Annotated in this window: 15 protein-coding genes; 13 read left to right on the forward strand and 2 right to left on the reverse strand. The window is 66.4% G+C overall.

The features are described 5' to 3' along the window. The first annotated feature begins 3 nt into the window (after positions 1–3). Positions 4–780 (forward strand): 3'-5' exonuclease, encoded by a 777-nt coding sequence (locus WS69_RS05225; protein WP_059469743.1) that lies wholly within the window; start codon positions 4–6, stop codon positions 778–780. Between the two features lie 57 nt (positions 781–837). Here the strand turns inward: WS69_RS05225 and WS69_RS05230 are convergent, their stop codons facing one another. Next, a complete protein-coding gene (locus tag WS69_RS05230; protein ID WP_059469744.1) occupies positions 838–1,698 on the reverse strand; it encodes an endonuclease/exonuclease/phosphatase family protein in 861 nt (286 codons plus the stop codon). Positions 1,699–1,774: 76 nt separating this feature from the next. Here WS69_RS05230 and rlmD point away from each other — a divergent pair, with 76 nt between their 5' ends. Continuing rightward, entirely contained in the window at positions 1,775–3,172 is a 1,398-nt protein-coding gene (rlmD, locus tag WS69_RS05235; RefSeq protein WP_059469745.1) for a 23S rRNA (uracil(1939)-C(5))-methyltransferase RlmD, read from the forward strand. Between the two features lie 83 nt (positions 3,173–3,255). Here rlmD and WS69_RS05240 read toward each other — a convergent pair whose 3' ends face one another. Further along, positions 3,256–3,951 carry a Bax inhibitor-1/YccA family protein gene (locus WS69_RS05240; protein WP_059469746.1) on the reverse strand — a complete coding sequence of 232 codons (696 nt, stop codon included), beginning with the start codon at positions 3,949–3,951 and terminating at the stop codon, positions 3,256–3,258. Between the two features lie 248 nt (positions 3,952–4,199). On the opposite strand from WS69_RS05240, the gene ndk reads away from it, so the two are divergent. From ndk to hflK, 11 genes are all read left to right on the forward strand, one after another. Further along, on the forward strand, positions 4,200–4,625 hold the full coding sequence (gene ndk / locus WS69_RS05245; protein WP_059469747.1) for a nucleoside-diphosphate kinase: 426 nt from the start codon (positions 4,200–4,202) through the stop codon (positions 4,623–4,625). Between the two features lie 42 nt (positions 4,626–4,667). Further along, entirely contained in the window at positions 4,668–5,804 is a 1,137-nt protein-coding gene (gene rlmN, locus WS69_RS05250; protein WP_059469748.1) for a 23S rRNA (adenine(2503)-C(2))-methyltransferase RlmN, read from the forward strand. 147 nt (positions 5,805–5,951) lie between these two features. After that, complete coding sequence (locus WS69_RS05255) at positions 5,952–7,025, forward strand: helix-turn-helix domain-containing protein (protein ID WP_059469749.1); 1,074 nt, start codon at positions 5,952–5,954, stop codon at positions 7,023–7,025. 88 nt (positions 7,026–7,113) lie between these two features. After that, positions 7,114–8,418, forward strand: coding sequence for a flavodoxin-dependent (E)-4-hydroxy-3-methylbut-2-enyl-diphosphate synthase (gene ispG, locus WS69_RS05260; RefSeq protein WP_059469774.1), 1,305 nt, complete (start codon positions 7,114–7,116; stop codon positions 8,416–8,418). 19 nt (positions 8,419–8,437) lie between these two features. Continuing rightward, positions 8,438–9,778, forward strand: a complete 1,341-nt coding sequence (hisS, locus tag WS69_RS05265) for a histidine--tRNA ligase (RefSeq protein ID WP_059469750.1) — start codon at positions 8,438–8,440, stop codon at positions 9,776–9,778. A gap of 51 nt (positions 9,779–9,829) precedes the next feature. Then, a complete protein-coding gene (locus tag WS69_RS05270) occupies positions 9,830–10,459 on the forward strand; it encodes a tetratricopeptide repeat protein (RefSeq protein WP_059469751.1) in 630 nt (209 codons plus the stop codon). Positions 10,460–10,502: 43 nt separating this feature from the next. Beyond that, positions 10,503–11,648, forward strand: a complete 1,146-nt coding sequence (gene bamB / locus WS69_RS05275; protein WP_059469752.1) for an outer membrane protein assembly factor BamB — start codon at positions 10,503–10,505, stop codon at positions 11,646–11,648. A gap of 272 nt (positions 11,649–11,920) precedes the next feature. Next, positions 11,921–13,258, forward strand: coding sequence for a ribosome biogenesis GTPase Der (der, locus tag WS69_RS05280; RefSeq protein ID WP_059469753.1), 1,338 nt, complete (start codon positions 11,921–11,923; stop codon positions 13,256–13,258). A 133-nt stretch (positions 13,259–13,391) separates the two neighbouring features. After that, entirely contained in the window at positions 13,392–13,631 is a 240-nt protein-coding gene (gene hfq / locus WS69_RS05285; RefSeq protein WP_004192796.1) for an RNA chaperone Hfq, read from the forward strand. 71 nt (positions 13,632–13,702) lie between these two features. Beyond that, positions 13,703–14,866, forward strand: a complete 1,164-nt coding sequence (hflX, locus tag WS69_RS05290) for a GTPase HflX (RefSeq protein ID WP_197419207.1) — start codon at positions 13,703–13,705, stop codon at positions 14,864–14,866. An 81-nt stretch (positions 14,867–14,947) separates the two neighbouring features. Next, a complete protein-coding gene (gene hflK, locus WS69_RS05295) occupies positions 14,948–16,261 on the forward strand; it encodes an FtsH protease activity modulator HflK (RefSeq protein ID WP_059469755.1) in 1,314 nt (437 codons plus the stop codon). Positions 16,262–16,264 lie beyond the last annotated feature (3 nt).

A 16,264-nucleotide genomic window follows, 5' to 3' on the forward strand; every position in this document is an offset into this window, starting at 1 on the left:
TCAATGACACCGATTCTGGTTTTTGACATCGAGACGATTCCCGATGTCGACGGCATTCGCCGTCTTGAAGATCTCCCCGCCGACCTCGCCGACGCCGATGTGGCCGAGCGCGCGTTCGCCGCGCGCCGCGAGAAGACGGGCAGCGATTTCCTGCCGCTTCATCTGCAACGGGTCGCGGCGATCTCGTGCGTGTTTCGCGACAACACCGGCTTTCGCGTGCGCTCGCTCGGTGCGCCGGGCGACCCGGAAGCGACACTGATCCAGTCGTTCTACCGCGTGATCGAGAAATACACGCCACAGCTCGTGTCGTGGAACGGCGGCGGCTTCGATCTCCCGGTGCTGCATTACCGCGGACTCGTGCACGGCGTCGCGGCGCCGCGCTACTGGGACATGGGCGAGGATGATCGCGAGTTCAAGTGGAACAACTACCTGTCGCGCTATCACACGCGGCACCTCGACCTGATGGATCTGCTCGCGCTCTATCAGCCGCGCGCGAGCGCGCCGCTCGACGCGCTCGCGAAGCTGTGCGGCTTTCCGGGCAAGCTCGGGATGAATGGCAGCCAGGTATGGGCGGCGTTCCAGGAAGGGCGGATCGAAGAGATCCGCAACTACTGCGAGACCGACGTCGTGAACACGTACTTGCTGTATTGCCGGTTCCAGCAGATGCGCGGCGGCCTGTCGCCCGCCGAGTACGCCGAAGAAATCGCGCTCGTGAAGAACTCACTCGTGCAGGAGCCTGCGCCGCACTGGGCCGAATACCTCGCCGCGTTCGACGCGTGACCGGACGTCGCCCTTCCCGTTCGCCTCCATCCGTCTGACCGACCGGCGCTTCGATGCTTACGTGTCGCTCAATTCGAGCACGATCGGCTGGTGGTCGGACGCGCGAATCGCGCCGTCGATCTCGCAGCGCGACAGACGGCCGACGAGCGTATCGGTGACGAACACGAAATCGCAGGTGAGCGGCCCTTCCTTCCATTGCTCGATGTCATAGACGCCCGCCGTCATCGGCGGCGTCTCGCCCGGATGGCGCGCGAGCCACGCGTCGACGAAGCGCGGCGCGTCCGGAAGCGGCGCGAGAAAGCGCCGGTACGCGTCGCTGCGGTACGCGCTGTTGAAGTCGCCGCAGACGATCGCGTCGGCCGCGCGCGCCGACGGTGCGAACGGGCCGGTCGGCGTCTCCGGCGGCGCGCTCGCGCGCGTATGCGCGGCTGCCTCGCGATGCAGGCGTCGCAGCGCGTCGACCTGTGCGAGCCGCTGCTCGGCCGAGTAGTACTCGAGATGCGTGACGACGACGCGCAGCGCACCGAGCGGCGCGCGCAGCGTGACTTCGAGCGCGCAGCGCGGCATCGATGGCGCGGCCGCGCTCGCGGGCCACGGCAGCGCGTGGCGCATCACGCGCTCGACGGGCAGCCGTGTCGCGAGCGCGTTCCCGAATTGCCGGCGCGGCGCGCCCGGCTCGAGCGGCGGCAGATCGACGCCGATCGCGTCGAACACGGCGTAGCCTGGCAATAGCGCGGCCAGTTCCGCATACTGATCGTCGGACGGACCGCCCGGCAGCGCGCGAAAGCCGCGCGTGACTTCCTGCATGCACAGCACGTCGAAGTCGCCGAGCCGCCGGGCGGCGCCGACCGTGCGAGCAAGGTCGACCGTGCCGTCGGCGTCCCTTCCCCATTGGATGTTCCAACTGATGAGTCGCATCGTCGAATCTCCATTGTGTGACGGCCGTTCGTCTACAATCTCGTCTTTCCCCACAATCGTTCGTCAGGAAAAGCTGGTGTCAGAAGCCGTCCCTCTCTCCTTGCGCCGCGCGTCGAATGCGCCTGCCGCCCCCGATCGCGCCCCGGTTCTCGATATCGATTCGCTCGACATGGAAGCGCGCGGCGTCGGCCGCGTCGTCGACGAAAACGGCAAGCCCGGCAAGGTGATCTTCGTCGAGGGCGCGTTGCCCGGCGAGCGCGTCACGTATTCGAGCTTCCGCCGGAAGCCGACCTACGAGCAGGCGCAGGTCGTCGATATTCTGCGCCCGAGCGTGATGCGCACGCAGCCGAAATGCGTGTTTTTCGGAACCTGCGGCGGTTGCTCGATGCAGCATCTCGACATGCGCGCGCAGGTCGCGATCAAGCAGCGCGTGCTCGAGGACAATCTGTGGCATCTCGCGAAGCTGCGCGCGGAGGCGATGTTCGCGCCGATTCACGGTCCGTCGTGGGGCTACAGGTATCGGGCGCGCCTCACCGTGCGCCACGTCGCGAAGAAGGGCGGCGTGCTTGTCGGCTTCCACGAGAAGAAGAGCAGCTACGTCGCCGACATGACGAGCTGCGAAGTGCTGCCGCCGCACGTATCGGCGATGCTCGTGCCGCTGCGTCGGCTCGTCGAGCAACTGTCGATCCGCGACCGCATGCCGCAGATCGAGCTCGCGGTCGGCTCGCAGGTGACGGCGCTCGTGCTGCGCGTGCTCGAGCCGATCAACGCGGCCGACGAGGCGCTGTTGCGCGAATTCGCCGACGCGCACCGCGTACAGTTCTGGCTGCAGCCGAAGGGGCCGGATACGGTCGCGCCGTTCTATCCGCTCGACGTGCAGCTCGACTACACGCTGCCCGAATACGGAATCCGGATGCCGTTCAAGCCGACCGACTTCACGCAGGTCAATCACCAGATCAACCGCGTGCTCGTCGGCCGCGCGCTGCGCCTTCTCGCGCCCTCGCGCGACGATCGAGTGCTCGATCTGTTCTGCGGGATCGGCAACTTCACGCTGCCGCTCGCGCGGCTCGCGCGCGAGGTGGTCGGGATCGAGGGCAGCGAAACGCTGACGTCGCGCGCGCTCGAGAATGCGAGGGAAAACGGCGTTGGCGGCCATACGTCGTTTGCATGCCGCAACCTGTTCGAGGTCACGGCCGACGATCTGCGAGCACTCGGCGCGTTCGACAAGTTCCTGATCGATCCGCCGCGCGAAGGCGCGCTCGCGGTGTCGAAGGCGCTCGCGGAGATCGCGCAGAGTGGCGTCGGGCCGCTGCCTTCGCGGATCGCCTACGTGTCGTGCAATCCGTCAACGCTCGCGCGGGACGCGGGTCTCCTCGTGCACGAGGCGGGCTACCGCCTGAAGGGCGCGGGCGTCGTCAACATGTTCCCGCACACGTCGCACGTCGAATCGATCGCGCTCTTCGAGCGCGCGTGACGGCGGCGCCCGCGCGGCACGCACGCAAAAAAACCGGCCAGAGGGCCGGTTTTTCGTGACGTGCGCCGAGGTGTCGCTCAGGCTCAGTTTCGGTTGCCGCCGAAGATGCCAAGCAGCGCGAGCAGGTTTGTGAACACGTTGTACAGATCGAGGTAGATCGCGAGCGTCGCGCTGATGTAGTTGGTTTCGCCGCCGTTCACGACGCGCTGGACGTCGAACAGCATGTACGCCGAGAAGATCACGATCGCGAGCACCGACACGGTCAGCATCAGCGCCGGCAACTGCAGAAACATGTTCGCGACCATCGCGAGCAGGAGCACGATCACGCCGACGAAGAGCCACTTGCCGAGGCCCGAGAAATCGCGCTTGCTGACGGTCGCGACCGTCGCCATCGCGGCAAAGATCACGCCGGTGCCGCCGAACGCGAGCATGATGAGCGACGGGCCATTCGAAAAGCCGAGAATGAAGCTCAGCAGGCGCGACAGCATCAGGCCCATGAAGAACGTGAAGCCGAGCAGCACGAACACGCCGGCCGAGCTGTTCTTCGTGCGCTCGATCGCGAACATGAAGCCGAACGCTATCGCGAAGAACGCGAGGAGGCTCATCATCGGGCTCGTCGCGGCGAACAGCGAGAAACCCGTCGCGACGCCGACCCACGCGCCGAGTACGGTCGGCACCATCGACAGCGCGAGGAGCCAGTAGGTGTTGCGCAGCACGCGGTTGCGAGTCTCGGCCGTGCTGATCGCGCCGCTGCGGCCGAAGTTGTACGAGTCGTTCATGGTTTCTCCTAACATGGAACGTCGCGGCGCCGCCGGCGGGCGGCGCGCTTGTTGCGCCGCAAAAACCGTGAGGCCGCTACCCCCTAAGATAGGTTTCGAGGGCGGAGGTTTCAACGCCTCGGCGCCCGCGAAACACGAAGTATTGGAACCTTTCGTTCGTGTAAGGGTTCAATCGCAATGATACACGGGAACGTGTTACAATGGCGGATTCATTTGAAACTGTAACCTCTTAATTTCTTGGAGTTTTTATGGCAATCGAGCGCACCCTGTCGATCATCAAGCCGGATGCGGTGGCGAAGAACGTGATCGGCCAGATCTACAGCCGTTTCGAAAGCGCCGGCCTGAAGATCGTGGCGGCGCGCATGGCGCACCTGTCGCGCGCCGATGCGGAGAAATTCTATGCCGTGCACGCCGAGCGTCCGTTCTTCAAGGATCTCGTCGAATTCATGATCTCGGGCCCGGTGGTGATCCAGGTTCTGGAAGGCGAGAACGCGATCCTCACGAACCGCGACCTGATGGGCGCGACGGATCCGAAGAAGGCGGAAAAGGGCACGATCCGCGCCGACTTCGCGGACAGCATCGACGCGAACGCCGTGCACGGCTCGGACGCCCCGGAAACGGCGCGCGTCGAAATCGCGTTCTTCTTCCCGGAAATGAACGTCTACTCGCGCTAAGCGGGTCGGGATCCGGCGCGTTTGGGGGCAAGGCAGGGCATCATGGCGAGCGAAACCATCGTCAATCTACTCGACCTCGACGCCGAGGGTCTCGTCGCGTATTGCGGCAGCCTCGGCGAGAAGGCGTTTCGCGCTAAGCAACTGCAGCGCTGGATCCATCAATACAACGCAGCCGATTTCGACGGGATGACCGATCTCGCGAAATCGCTGCGCGAGAAGCTGAAGGGGCGCGCCGTCATCGGCACGCCCGACATCCTGAGCGATCACGTGTCGGCCGACGGCACGCGCAAGTGGCTCATCAACGTCGGCAGCGGCAACGCGGTCGAGACGGTGTTCATCCCCGAGGAGACGCGCGGCACGCTGTGCGTGTCGTCGCAGGCGGGGTGCGCGGTCAATTGCCGCTTCTGCTCGACCGGCAAGCAAGGTTTTTCCCGCAATCTGTCGACGGGCGAGATCGTCGGGCAACTGCGGATGGCGGAATTCGCGCTTCGCGCGTCGCTCGGACGCGAGCCCGGCCCGAACGGCAAGGCGGAACGCGTCGTCACGAACGTCGTGATGATGGGCATGGGCGAGCCGCTCCTCAATTATTCGGCGGTCGTGCCCGCGATGCGGCTGATGCTCGACGACAACGCATACGGCCTGTCGCGCCGGCGCGTGACGTTGTCGACGTCGGGCGTCGTGCCGATGATGGACAAGCTCGGCGCCGAGCTGCCCGTCGCACTCGCGGTGTCGCTGCACGCGCCGAACGACGCGCTGCGCGACGAGCTTGTGCCGCTCAACAAGAAGCATCCGCTGCGCGAGCTGATGGCCGCGTGCCAGCGCTATCTGAAGGTCGCGCCGCGCGATTTCATCACGTTCGAATACTGCATGCTCGACGGCGTCAACGACACCGAAGCGCATGCGCGCGAGCTGCTCGCGCTGACGCGCGACGTCCCGTGCAAATTCAATCTGATCCCGTTTAATCCGTTCCCGGAGTCGGGGCTCGTGCGCTCGAAGCCGGATCAGATCAAGCGCTTCGCGCAGATCCTGATCGACGCGGGCGTCGTGACGACGATCCGCAAGACGCGCGGCGACGACATCGACGCCGCCTGCGGCCAGCTGGCGGGCGCGGTCAAGGACCGCACGCGTCTCGCCGAGCGGACGGGCGCAGCAAAGATTATCGAGGTTCGGGCGGTTTGACGGGAATGCCCGGGCTGGCAGTGAAATACGCGTAAAGCGATCGGGGGCGGCGCGCGGCGCCGCGCAGTGTGTGACAACGGTGATGTTGCGAGCCCGGCCGGAGCCGGCGCGGGCGTGCAGGCAAGAAGAATCGACGCGAGGAAGAGAATGAGCGAACCGCAGCCGTCTAAGAGCCCAGAGACGAACGCAGGCGAGAAACCGGCGGTGGCTGGCGCCGGCATTGCGTCGGTCGCGGCAGTGGGCGCACGGCTCGCGGAGTTGCGCGAGGCGAGGGGATGGTCGGTCGAAGACGTGTCCGCGCGGCTGAAGGTTGCGGCGCCGAAGCTGCAGGCGCTCGAGGCGGGCGATACGAGCCAGCTGCCGGGCACGACCTTCGCGCTTGGCCTCGTGCGCAGCTACGCGAAGATGCTCGGTGTCGATCCGGAGCCGTTCGCGCAGGCGCTGCGCCGCGAGAAGGGCGTGCCCGAGGTCGATCTGTCGATGCCCGCATCGGCCGGCACCGATCTGCCGCGCGGCCGGGTATCGATTCCGCTCGGCGGTTCGTCGCGCGGCCGGCCATGGCTGTGGGCGGTCGCGGCGGTCGTCGTCGCGCTCGTCGCCGCGGTGATGTGGCACACGGGCGGCGAATCGTCGAACTGGCTTGCGCGCTTCAAGTCGAGCGGCGCGGACGAAGCCGCATCGGCCGCGCATGCGCAGCAGCCGGAAGGCGCCGCGTCCGATCTGCCCGCGAGCACGGCCGTGTCGGGCACGGTGACGCAGGCGGGCGCCGTCACGGCGCCTGCGGTGCAGCCCGTCAGCGGCGCATCGGGCGGTGACGCGGCTACGGCGGGCGCGCCGGCCGCCGGTTCCGCGCCGGCAGTCGCGAGCACCGTGACCGCGCCGCCCGCGTCGGCTGTGGTTGCGCCTGCGGCGGCGGTTCAGCCGGCCGTGCCGGCGGCCGACGGCGCGAACGCAGCCGTGACGGTCGCGCCCGGCCAGTCGGTCGTCGCACTGAAGGTTGCGCAGGACTGCTGGTTCAGCGTGCGGGACAAGAACGGCAAGGAGTTGTTCTCGTCGCTCGTGCGCGCCGGCGAGACCAAGCAGATCGCGGGTGACGCGCCGCTCAAGGTCACGATCGGCAACAAGGCCGGGCTCGAATCGATCGCTTTCGACGGCAAACCCGTCGATCCGGCAAAATACTCGACGGCTCGGGGCAACGTCGCGCGTTTCGCATTGCCCTGACGGCAAGCGCCGTGGCCGACGGGACACGGCGCTTTTCTCTTTCGCGCGCGGCCGATGGCGGCGCGTTTGGCGTAAATTGGATCTATCGATGCAATCCGAAGCTCAATCCCCACGCAGCAGTCAGATTTGTTCAACCGAGCCGGTGTTCGGCGGGCATGCGCCGCGGCGCGTGTCGCATGCGGTCGACGTCCGCTGGGGTGGAACGCTCGTGACGATCGGCGGCGCCGCGCCCGTGCGCGTGCAGTCGATGACCAATACCGACACGGCCGACGCGATCGGCACCGCGATCCAGGTGAAGGACCTCGCGAACGCGGGCTCCGAGCTCGTGCGCATCACCGTGAACACGCCGGAGGCCGCCGCCGCCGTGCCGGCGATCCGCGAGCAGCTCGACCGGATGGGCGTGTCGGTGCCGCTCGTCGGCGATTTCCACTACAACGGCCACCTGCTGCTGCGCGACTATCCCGGCTGTGCGGAATCGCTGTCGAAGTACCGGATCAATCCGGGCAACGTCGGCCAGGGCGCGAAGCGCGATTCGCAGTTCGCGCAAATGATCGAAGCCGCGATCAAGTACGACAAGCCGGTGCGGATCGGTGTGAACTGGGGCAGCCTCGATCAGGATCTGCTCGCGCGGATGATGGACGAGAACGGCGCGCGCGCCGAGCCGTGGGAAGCGCAAAGCGTGATGTACGAGGCGCTGATCCAGTCAGCGATCGGCTCTGCCGAGCGTGCGGTCGAACTCGGCCTCGGCCGCGACAAGATCGTGCTGTCGTGCAAGGTGAGCGGTGTGCAGGACCTGATTGCCGTCTACCGCGAGCTCGCGCGCCGCTGCGGCTTCGCGCTGCACCTCGGCCTCACCGAGGCGGGCATGGGCTCGAAGGGCATCGTTGCGTCGACGGCCGCGATCGGTGCGCTGCTGCAGGAAGGGATCGGCGACACGATCCGCATCTCGCTCACGCCGGAACCCGGCGCGCCGCGCACGGGCGAAGTGATCGTCGGCCAGGAGATCCTGCAGACGATGGGGCTGCGCTCGTTCGCGCCGATGGTGGTCGCGTGCCCGGGTTGCGGGCGCACGACGAGCACGCTGTTCCAGGAGCTCGCGCTGCAGATCCAGACGTACCTGCGCGAGCAGATGCCCGAGTGGCGCAAGGCGTATCCGGGCGTCGAGAAGATGAACGTCGCGGTGATGGGCTGCATCGTCAACGGCCCGGGCGAGTCGAAGCACGCGAACATCGGCATCAGCCTGCCGGGCTCGGGCGAGAACCCGGCCGCGCCCGTGTTCGTCGACGGCCAGAAAGTGAAGACGCTGCGCGGCGAGCACATCGCGGAAGAATTCCAGCAGATCGTGAGCGACTACGTCGCGCGCACCTACGGCCGCGCTGCGGTCCAGAATTAATTCGTCTACCGTATTTCAGATGACAGAACAAAAGCGAAAGCTCGAGAAGCTGACGGGCGTGAAGGGTATGAACGACATCCTCCCGCAGGATGCCGGCTTGTGGGAATTCTTCGAGGCGACCGTGAAGTCGCTGCTGCGCGCGTACGGCTATCAGAACATCCGTACGCCGATCGTCGAGCACACGCAGCTCTTCACGCGCGGCATCGGCGAAGTGACCGACATCGTCGAGAAGGAGATGTACAGCTTCGTCGACGCGCTGAACGGCGAGAACCTCACGCTGCGTCCCGAGAACACCGCCGCCGTCGTGCGCGCGGCGATCGAGCACAACATGCTGTACGACGGACCGAAGCGCCTGTGGTACGTCGGCCCGATGTTCCGTCACGAGCGTCCGCAGCGCGGCCGCTATCGCCAGTTCCACCAGGTCGGCGTCGAGGCGCTCGGCTTCGCGGGCCCGGACGCGGATGCGGAAATCATCATGATGTGCCAGCGCCTGTGGGACGATCTCGGCCTGACGGGCATCAAGCTCGAGATCAACTCGCTCGGCCTTGCCGAAGAGCGCGCCGCGCACCGCGTCGAGCTTATCCAGTATCTCGAGCAGCACGCCGAGCAGCTCGACGACGACGCGCAGCGCCGCCTTTACACGAATCCGCTGCGCGTGCTCGACACGAAGAATCCCGCGCTGCAGGAGATCGTGCAGAATGCGCCGAAGCTGATCGACTTCCTCGGCGACGCGTCGCGCGCGCACTTCGAAGGCCTGCAGAAGCTGCTGAAGGCGAACAACCTGCCGTTTACGATCAACCCGCGTCTCGTGCGTGGGCTCGACTACTACAACCTGACCGTGTTCGAGTGGGTGACCGACAAGCTCGGCGCGCAAGGCACGGTCGCCGCGGGAGGCCGCTACGATCCGCTGATCGAGCAACTGGGCGGCAAGCCGACCGCCGCGTGCGGGTGGGCGATGGGCGTCGAGCGCATTCTCGAGCTCCTGAAGGAAGAGAACCTCGTGCCCGAGCAGGAGGGCGTCGACGTGTACGTCGTCCACCAGGGCGATGCGGCGCGCGAGCAGGCGTTCGTCGTCGCGGAGCGTTTGCGTGACACGGGCCTCGACGTGGTTCTCCACTGCAGCGCGGACGGCGCGGGCGCGAGCTTCAAGTCGCAGATGAAGCGCGCGGACGCGAGCGGCGCGGCATTCGCGGTGATTTTCGGCGAAGACGAGATCGCGAACGGCACGGCGAGCGTGAAGCCGCTGCGCGGCACGGGCGCCGGAGGCGACAAGAACGTTCAACAGTCCGTGCCGGTCGAAAGCTTGACCGATTTTCTAATCAATGCGATGGTTGCAACCGCCGAAGACGGCGACGACTGATCGCGGCGCATCCGCTCGACAAAAGCGTGTACAGGAAGGAATCGCTAGGCGATGAGTTATCACGACGAACAAGAATCGATTGAAAGCCTGAAGGCGTGGTGGGCTCGATGGGGCAATCTGACGACCTGGATCGCGATTGCCGTCCTCGCCGCCGCTGCCGCCTGGAACGGCTGGAATTACTGGCAACGGCGCCAGGCCGCGCAGGCGGCCGTGCTGTACGAGCAGGTGCAGCAGGCGGTCCAGTCGAACGACAAGGCGAAGGTCGCGCGCGTCGCGTCGGACATGGAAGACAAGTTCGGCGGCACCGCATATGCGCAGATGACGGCGCTCGAAGCGGCGAAGGCGCTGTACGGCGCGGGCGACGCGGCGGGTGCGAAGGCGCAGTTGCAGTGGGCCGCCGATCACGCGAAGGACGACGAGTACAAGCAGATCGCGAAGCTGCGTCTCGCATCGCTGTTGCTCGACGAGAAGGCGTACGATGCTGGCCTCGCGCTGCTGTCGGGCACGCCGTCGGACGCGTTCAAGGGCATCGTCGCCGATCGCCGCGGCGATCTGCTCGCCGCGCAGGGCAAGAGCGACGACGCGCGCGCCGCGTACAGGCTCGCGCTCGATTCGCTGTCGAAGGACGACACGTCTGCGCGCCAACTCGTGCAGTTCAAGCTGGACGCGCTCGGCGGTTGAGCGCCCACGCTCCGTTTTACAACTTAACTTTGCTTCGCTATCGATGAATCTGCTGAAACGTTACGCTGCACCCGTTGCCTGCGCGGCGGCCGTCCTGGTTCTCGCGGCCTGTTCGTCAACGAAGGACGCACGCCGCGTGCCGACGCCGCTCACCGAGTTCAAACCCGTGCTCGACGTGCAGCAGGTGTGGAAGGCGAGCGTCGGCAAGGGCGGCCGCTACTCGTTCTCGCCCATCGCGGTGGGTGACGCGGTGTACGTCGCCGGCGCGAACGGTTCGGTCGAGAAGATCGACGCGAAGACAGGCCAGGAAGTCTGGCGCGCGAAGGTGGGTTCCGATCTGTCGGCGGGCGTCGGCAGCGACGGCAACCTGACCGCGGTCGGCGCGCTGAAGGGCGGCGTGTTCGTGCTCGGCCCGGACGGCAAGCTGCTATGGAAGACGACCGTGCAGGGCGAAGTCTTTTCGCCGCCGCTCGTCGGCAACGGCCTCGTGATCGTGCGCACGATCGACGGCCAAGTGATCGCATTCAACGCGCAGACGGGCGAGCAGAAGTGGAGTTACCGCAATCGCGCAGTGCCGCTCAATCTGCGCGTGTCGGCCGGCATGACGTTCGCCGGCGATGCGGCGGTGCTCGCGGGCTTCCCGGGCGGCGGTCTCGTCGCGCTGAACCTGCAGACGGGCGAGCCGTTCTGGCAGACGCCCGTGTCGTTCCCGAAGGGCGTGACCGAAGTCGAGCGGATCAACGACGTGACGGGCGCGCCGACGCTCGTCGGCGCCGAGACGTGCGCGGTGACGTTCCAGGGCCAGCTCGGCTGCTTCGACGCGAACTCGGGCCGTCCTCTGTGGGAGAAGGCGTTCTCGAGCCGCAGCGGCGTCGCGCAGGACGATACGGTGGTCGCAGGCGGCGACGACTGGTCGGTCGTGTCGGCGTACGACGTCGCGACGGGCAAGGAGCTCTGGCGCAACGACAAGCTGAAGAGCCGCGACGTCGGCGTGCCGTATCTGCTCGGCCGTGCGGTCGTGTTCGGCGACTACAAGGGCTTCGTGCACTTTCTGTCGCGCGACGACGGCACGTTCGTCGCGCGGCTGAAGACGGACGGCAGCGCGATCAACGCGGCGCCCGTGCTCGCCGGCAACACGCTCGTCGTCCAGACGCAGGACGGCGGCGTGTACGGTTTCCGTCCGCGCTAAGCGCGCGACGCAACCGCGCGGCCGCGCGCTTCGCCGGCCGTGCGTCGTATTTTTTGCGCGTGCGTTCGGCCATTGCCGGGCGGCCGCGGCCCGGCGGCGCGGCATGACGCGATCCGCGGGGGCTGGGAGCGAATCGAAAAAAAAGAGCGGCGCGACACGTATGCCGCCGCCTGCGCCGACGCGGCGTGAATTCGTGCTAATTTCCATCAAGCGCAGCCGCCTGCGGCATGCGGGCTCACCGCCGCTGCGTTTCACGTAGACGACATCATCAGATGAAACCGGTCATTGCCCTCGTTGGGCGCCCCAATGTGGGGAAATCCACGCTGTTCAACCGGCTCACGCGCTCGCGCGATGCGCTGGTCGCCGATCTGCCCGGCCTGACGCGCGATCGCCATTACGGCGAGGGGCGAGTCGGCGCGCGGCCGTATCTCGTCGTCGACACGGGCGGCTTCGAGCCCGTCGCGAAGGACGGCATCCTGCACGAGATGGCGCGACAGACGCGCCAGGCGGTCGAGGAGGCGGACGTCGTCGTGTTCATCGTCGACGGCCGCAACGGCCTCGCGCCGCAGGACAAGTCGATCGCCGATTATCTGCGCAAGACCGGACGGCCGATCTTCCTCGTCGTCAACAAGGCCGAGGGAATGAAATACACGGCGGTCGCGTCGGATTTCTACGAGCTCGGCCTGGGCGATCCGCGCGCGATCTCGGCCGCGCACGGCGACGGCGTGACCGACATGATCAACGAGGCGCTCGAAGTCGCGTACGCGGGCCAGCCGGACGAGAGCGAAGAAGACGCCGCCGCGCGCGGCATCAAGATCGCGATCGTCGGCCGGCCGAACGTCGGCAAGTCGACGCTCGTCAACACGCTGATCGGCGAAGACCGCGTGATCGCATTCGACATGCCGGGCACGACGCGCGATTCGATCTATGTCGACTTCGAACGCAACGGCAAGCAGTACACGCTGATCGACACGGCGGGCCTGCGCCGTCGCGGCAAGGTGTTCGAGGCGATCGAGAAATTCTCGGTCGTGAAGACGCTGCAGTCGATCTCCGACGCGAACGTCGTCATTCTTCTGCTCGATGCGCGGCAGGACATCTCCGATCAGGACGCGCACATCGCGGGCTTCGTCGTCGAGCAGGGGCGCGCGCTCGTCGTCGGCGTGAACAAGTGGGACGGCCTCGATCCGCACGTGCGAGAGCGCGCGAAGGCCGATCTCGCGCGCAAGCTCAAGTTCCTCGATTTCGCGAAGTCCCACTTCATCTCGGCAGCGGAGAAGACGGGCATCGGCCCGCTGATGCGCTCGGTCGACGACGCGTATGCGGCCGCGATGAAGAAGCTGCCGACGCCGAAGCTCACGCGCGCGCTGATCGATGCGGTCGAGTTCCAGCAGCCGCGCCGACGCGGCCCGGTGCGGCCGAAACTGCGCTATGCGCACCAAGGCGGACAGAATCCGCCCATCATCGTCATTCACGGCAACGCGCTCGACGCGGTGACCGAGACGTACAAACGCTATCTCGAGAATCGATTCCGAGAAACTTTCTCGCTGATGGGCACTCCATTGCGCATAGAGTTTCGCTCGTCGACGAACCCTTACGCCGATAAGGAGTGAGTGAGGCGCGCCGCGTCAGCCGGACGGCAGAGCCGGGCGGGGCGGACAAAATCGGCTATAGTGTAGCGATTGGCGGCGGATCTCTTTTTCTTCGCCCCAATCTAGTCAACCTGCAAAAAAGATGGAGTACGCCATGAGCAACAAAGGGCAATTGTTACAAGACCCGTTTTTGAACGCACTGCGTAAAGAGCACGTGCCGGTTTCGATCTATCTCGTCAACGGCATCAAGCTTCAAGGGAACATCGAATCGTTCGACCAGTACGTCGTGTTGCTCAGGAACACGGTTACACAGATGGTTTACAAGCACGCCATTTCGACGGTCGTGCCGGCGCGTCCGGTGAACTTCCACCCGGATGCGGAAGCAGCGTCCTAACCCATTGCCGCGGCTGGCTCGCGTCGCCGTCGGCTTCCGATGCCAGCCGCCTTACCTTGACATCCGATAATTTGATCAACGCAGCGTTAGTGGGCATCGATTTCGGCAAGACCGATTTCGAAGCCAGTCTCGAAGAACTCAGTCTGCTCGCCTCCAGTGCGGGCGCCCATCCCGCCGTCACGCTGACGGGCCGCCGTTCCAGTCCCGACGCCGCCATGTTCGTCGGCAGCGGCAAAGCGGACGAACTCCGGCTTGCCTGCGAAGCGAACGACGTCGAAATCGTCATCTTCAATCACGCGCTCGCCCCCGCCCAGCAACGCAATCTGGAGCGCATGCTTAATCGGCGCGTCGTCGACCGCACGAGCCTCATCCTCGACATCTTCGCGCAGCGCGCGCGCAGTCACGAAGGCAAGCTGCAGGTCGAGCTCGCACAGCTCCAATACCTTGCGACCCGGCTGATTCGAGCCTGGACCCACCTCGAGCGCCAAAAGGGCGGTATCGGCCTGCGCGGCCCCGGCGAAACGCAGCTCGAAACCGACCGGCGCCTGATCGGCGAGCGCATCAAGATGCTGAAGACTCGGCTCGACAAGCTGCGCCGCCAGCATCACACGCAGCGTCGGCAGCGTGCGCGCAGCGGCACGATGTCGGTGTCGCTCGTCGGCTACACGAATGCGGGCAAGTCGACGCTCTTCAATGCGCTGACGAAAGCACAGGCATACGCGGCGGATCAATTGTTCGCGACGCTCGACACGACGTCGCGGCGCGTGTATCTCGGCGACGAGGTCGGGCAGATCGTCGTGTCCGATACCGTCGGCTTCATCCGCGAGCTGCCGCACCAACTGGTCGCGGCATTCCGCGCGACGCTCGAAGAGACGATCCACGCGGATCTGCTGCTGCACGTTGTCGATGCGTCGAGCGCGGTGCGGCTCGAGCAGATCGAGCAGGTCAACGAGGTGCTGCACGAAATCGGCGCGGACTCGATCCGCCAGATTCTCGTGTTCAACAAGATCGATGCCGTGCCCGAGCTCGAGGCCCGCGGGGATGCGGTCGAGCGGGACGAGTATGGTAATATCTCGCGCGTCTTTTTGAGCGCGCGCACGGGCCAGGGTCTGGACTCGCTGCGTGCCGCCATCGCCGAGATCGCTACCGCGGAACATCTTGTCGGCGCCGTGCCGCTCGACGGCGCGCCGGCGCAACCACACGAAGACCACCCGGTTTCCGAACATGGGCGCTGACGGCTGCGGCCGGTCAAGTTGCTCCAATCTGGTGAACAAACACAGGTGAATGACTACAACGAGCGGAGTACCTGGCGGCGGATGTGCGCCTTGCTGTCGATCAACGATCCCCGCTGGGGACGCGGCGGCAACGGCGACAAGCCGCGACCGAACGAATCGAAGCGCCCGAACGGACGCGACGATGGCCCCCCGGACCTCGATGAGATGTGGCGGAGCTTCAACCGTCGCCTGAGCGGCTGGTTCGGCGGCAAGGGTGGCGGCAACAACGGCTTTCGTCCGGACAACGGGCGCGCAGCGCGTGTCGGCGTCGGCATCGTCGCGGGCGTGCTGATCGCAATCTATCTCGGCAGCGGCATTTTCATCGTTCAGGACGGTCAGACGGGCGTCGTGCTGCGCTTTGGCGAGTACAAGGGCTCGGTCGGCGACGGTGTCCACTGGCGCCTGCCATATCCGTTCGAATCGCACGAGATCGTCGATACGGCGCAGGTGCGGTCGATCGAGATCGGACGCAACAACGTCGTGCGGCTCGCGAACGTGAAGGACGCGTCGATGCTGACGCGCGACGCCGACATCGTCGACGTGCGCTTCGCCGTTCAATATCGGATCGGGTCTGCGACCGACTACCTGTTCCGTGCCGCCGATCCCGAGCGCAGCGTGTCGCAGGCGGCGCAGGCGGCGGTGCGCGAGATCGTCGGCGCGAAGAGCGCGGACGACGTGCTCGCACAGGATCGCGACGCGCTGCGCGATGCGCTCGCGAAGGCGATCCAGCACGACCTCGACCGCTACCGGACGGGGCTCGTCGTCACCGGCGTGACCGTGCAGAGCGTCGCGCCGCCCGAGCAGGTGCAGGCGGCCGTCGACGACATCGCGAAGGCGCGTCAGGACGGCGAAGCCGCGAAGAACGCCGCGCAGGCGTACGCGAGCGAATTACTGCCGCGTGCGCAGGGCGACGCGGCGAAGATGGTCGACGACGCGAAGTCGTACGCGGAGCGCGTCGTCGCGCAGGCGGAAGGCGACGCCGAGCGCTTCAAGCAAGTCTATGCGCAGTACTCGAAGGCGCCCGCGGTGATCCGCGAGCGGATGTACCTCGAGACGATGCAGGAGATCTATTCGAACACGACGAAGGTGTACGTCGGCAACAAGGCGGGCAACAGCGTGCTGTATCTGCCGCTCGACAAGATCGTCGAAGCGGGCCGCCAGCGCGCGGCCGACGCGGCGAGCGCCGCCGCGCCCGCGAGCGGAGCACAGACGCCTGCGTTTTCCGCGCCGGCGTCGGCTGCGGCGAGCGCGCCTCGCGCGTCCGCGCCCGCCGCGGCGAGTCCGGCGTCCGGCAGCGATCCGCTGCGCTCGCGCGAGGCGTTCCGCAGCCGCTCGCGCACCGATGATCTGCAGTAACGA

The sequence above is a fragment of the Burkholderia sp. BDU5 genome (genome assembly GCF_001522845.1).
GTDB classification, from domain to species: Bacteria; Pseudomonadota; Gammaproteobacteria; order Burkholderiales; family Burkholderiaceae; genus Burkholderia; species Burkholderia mayonis.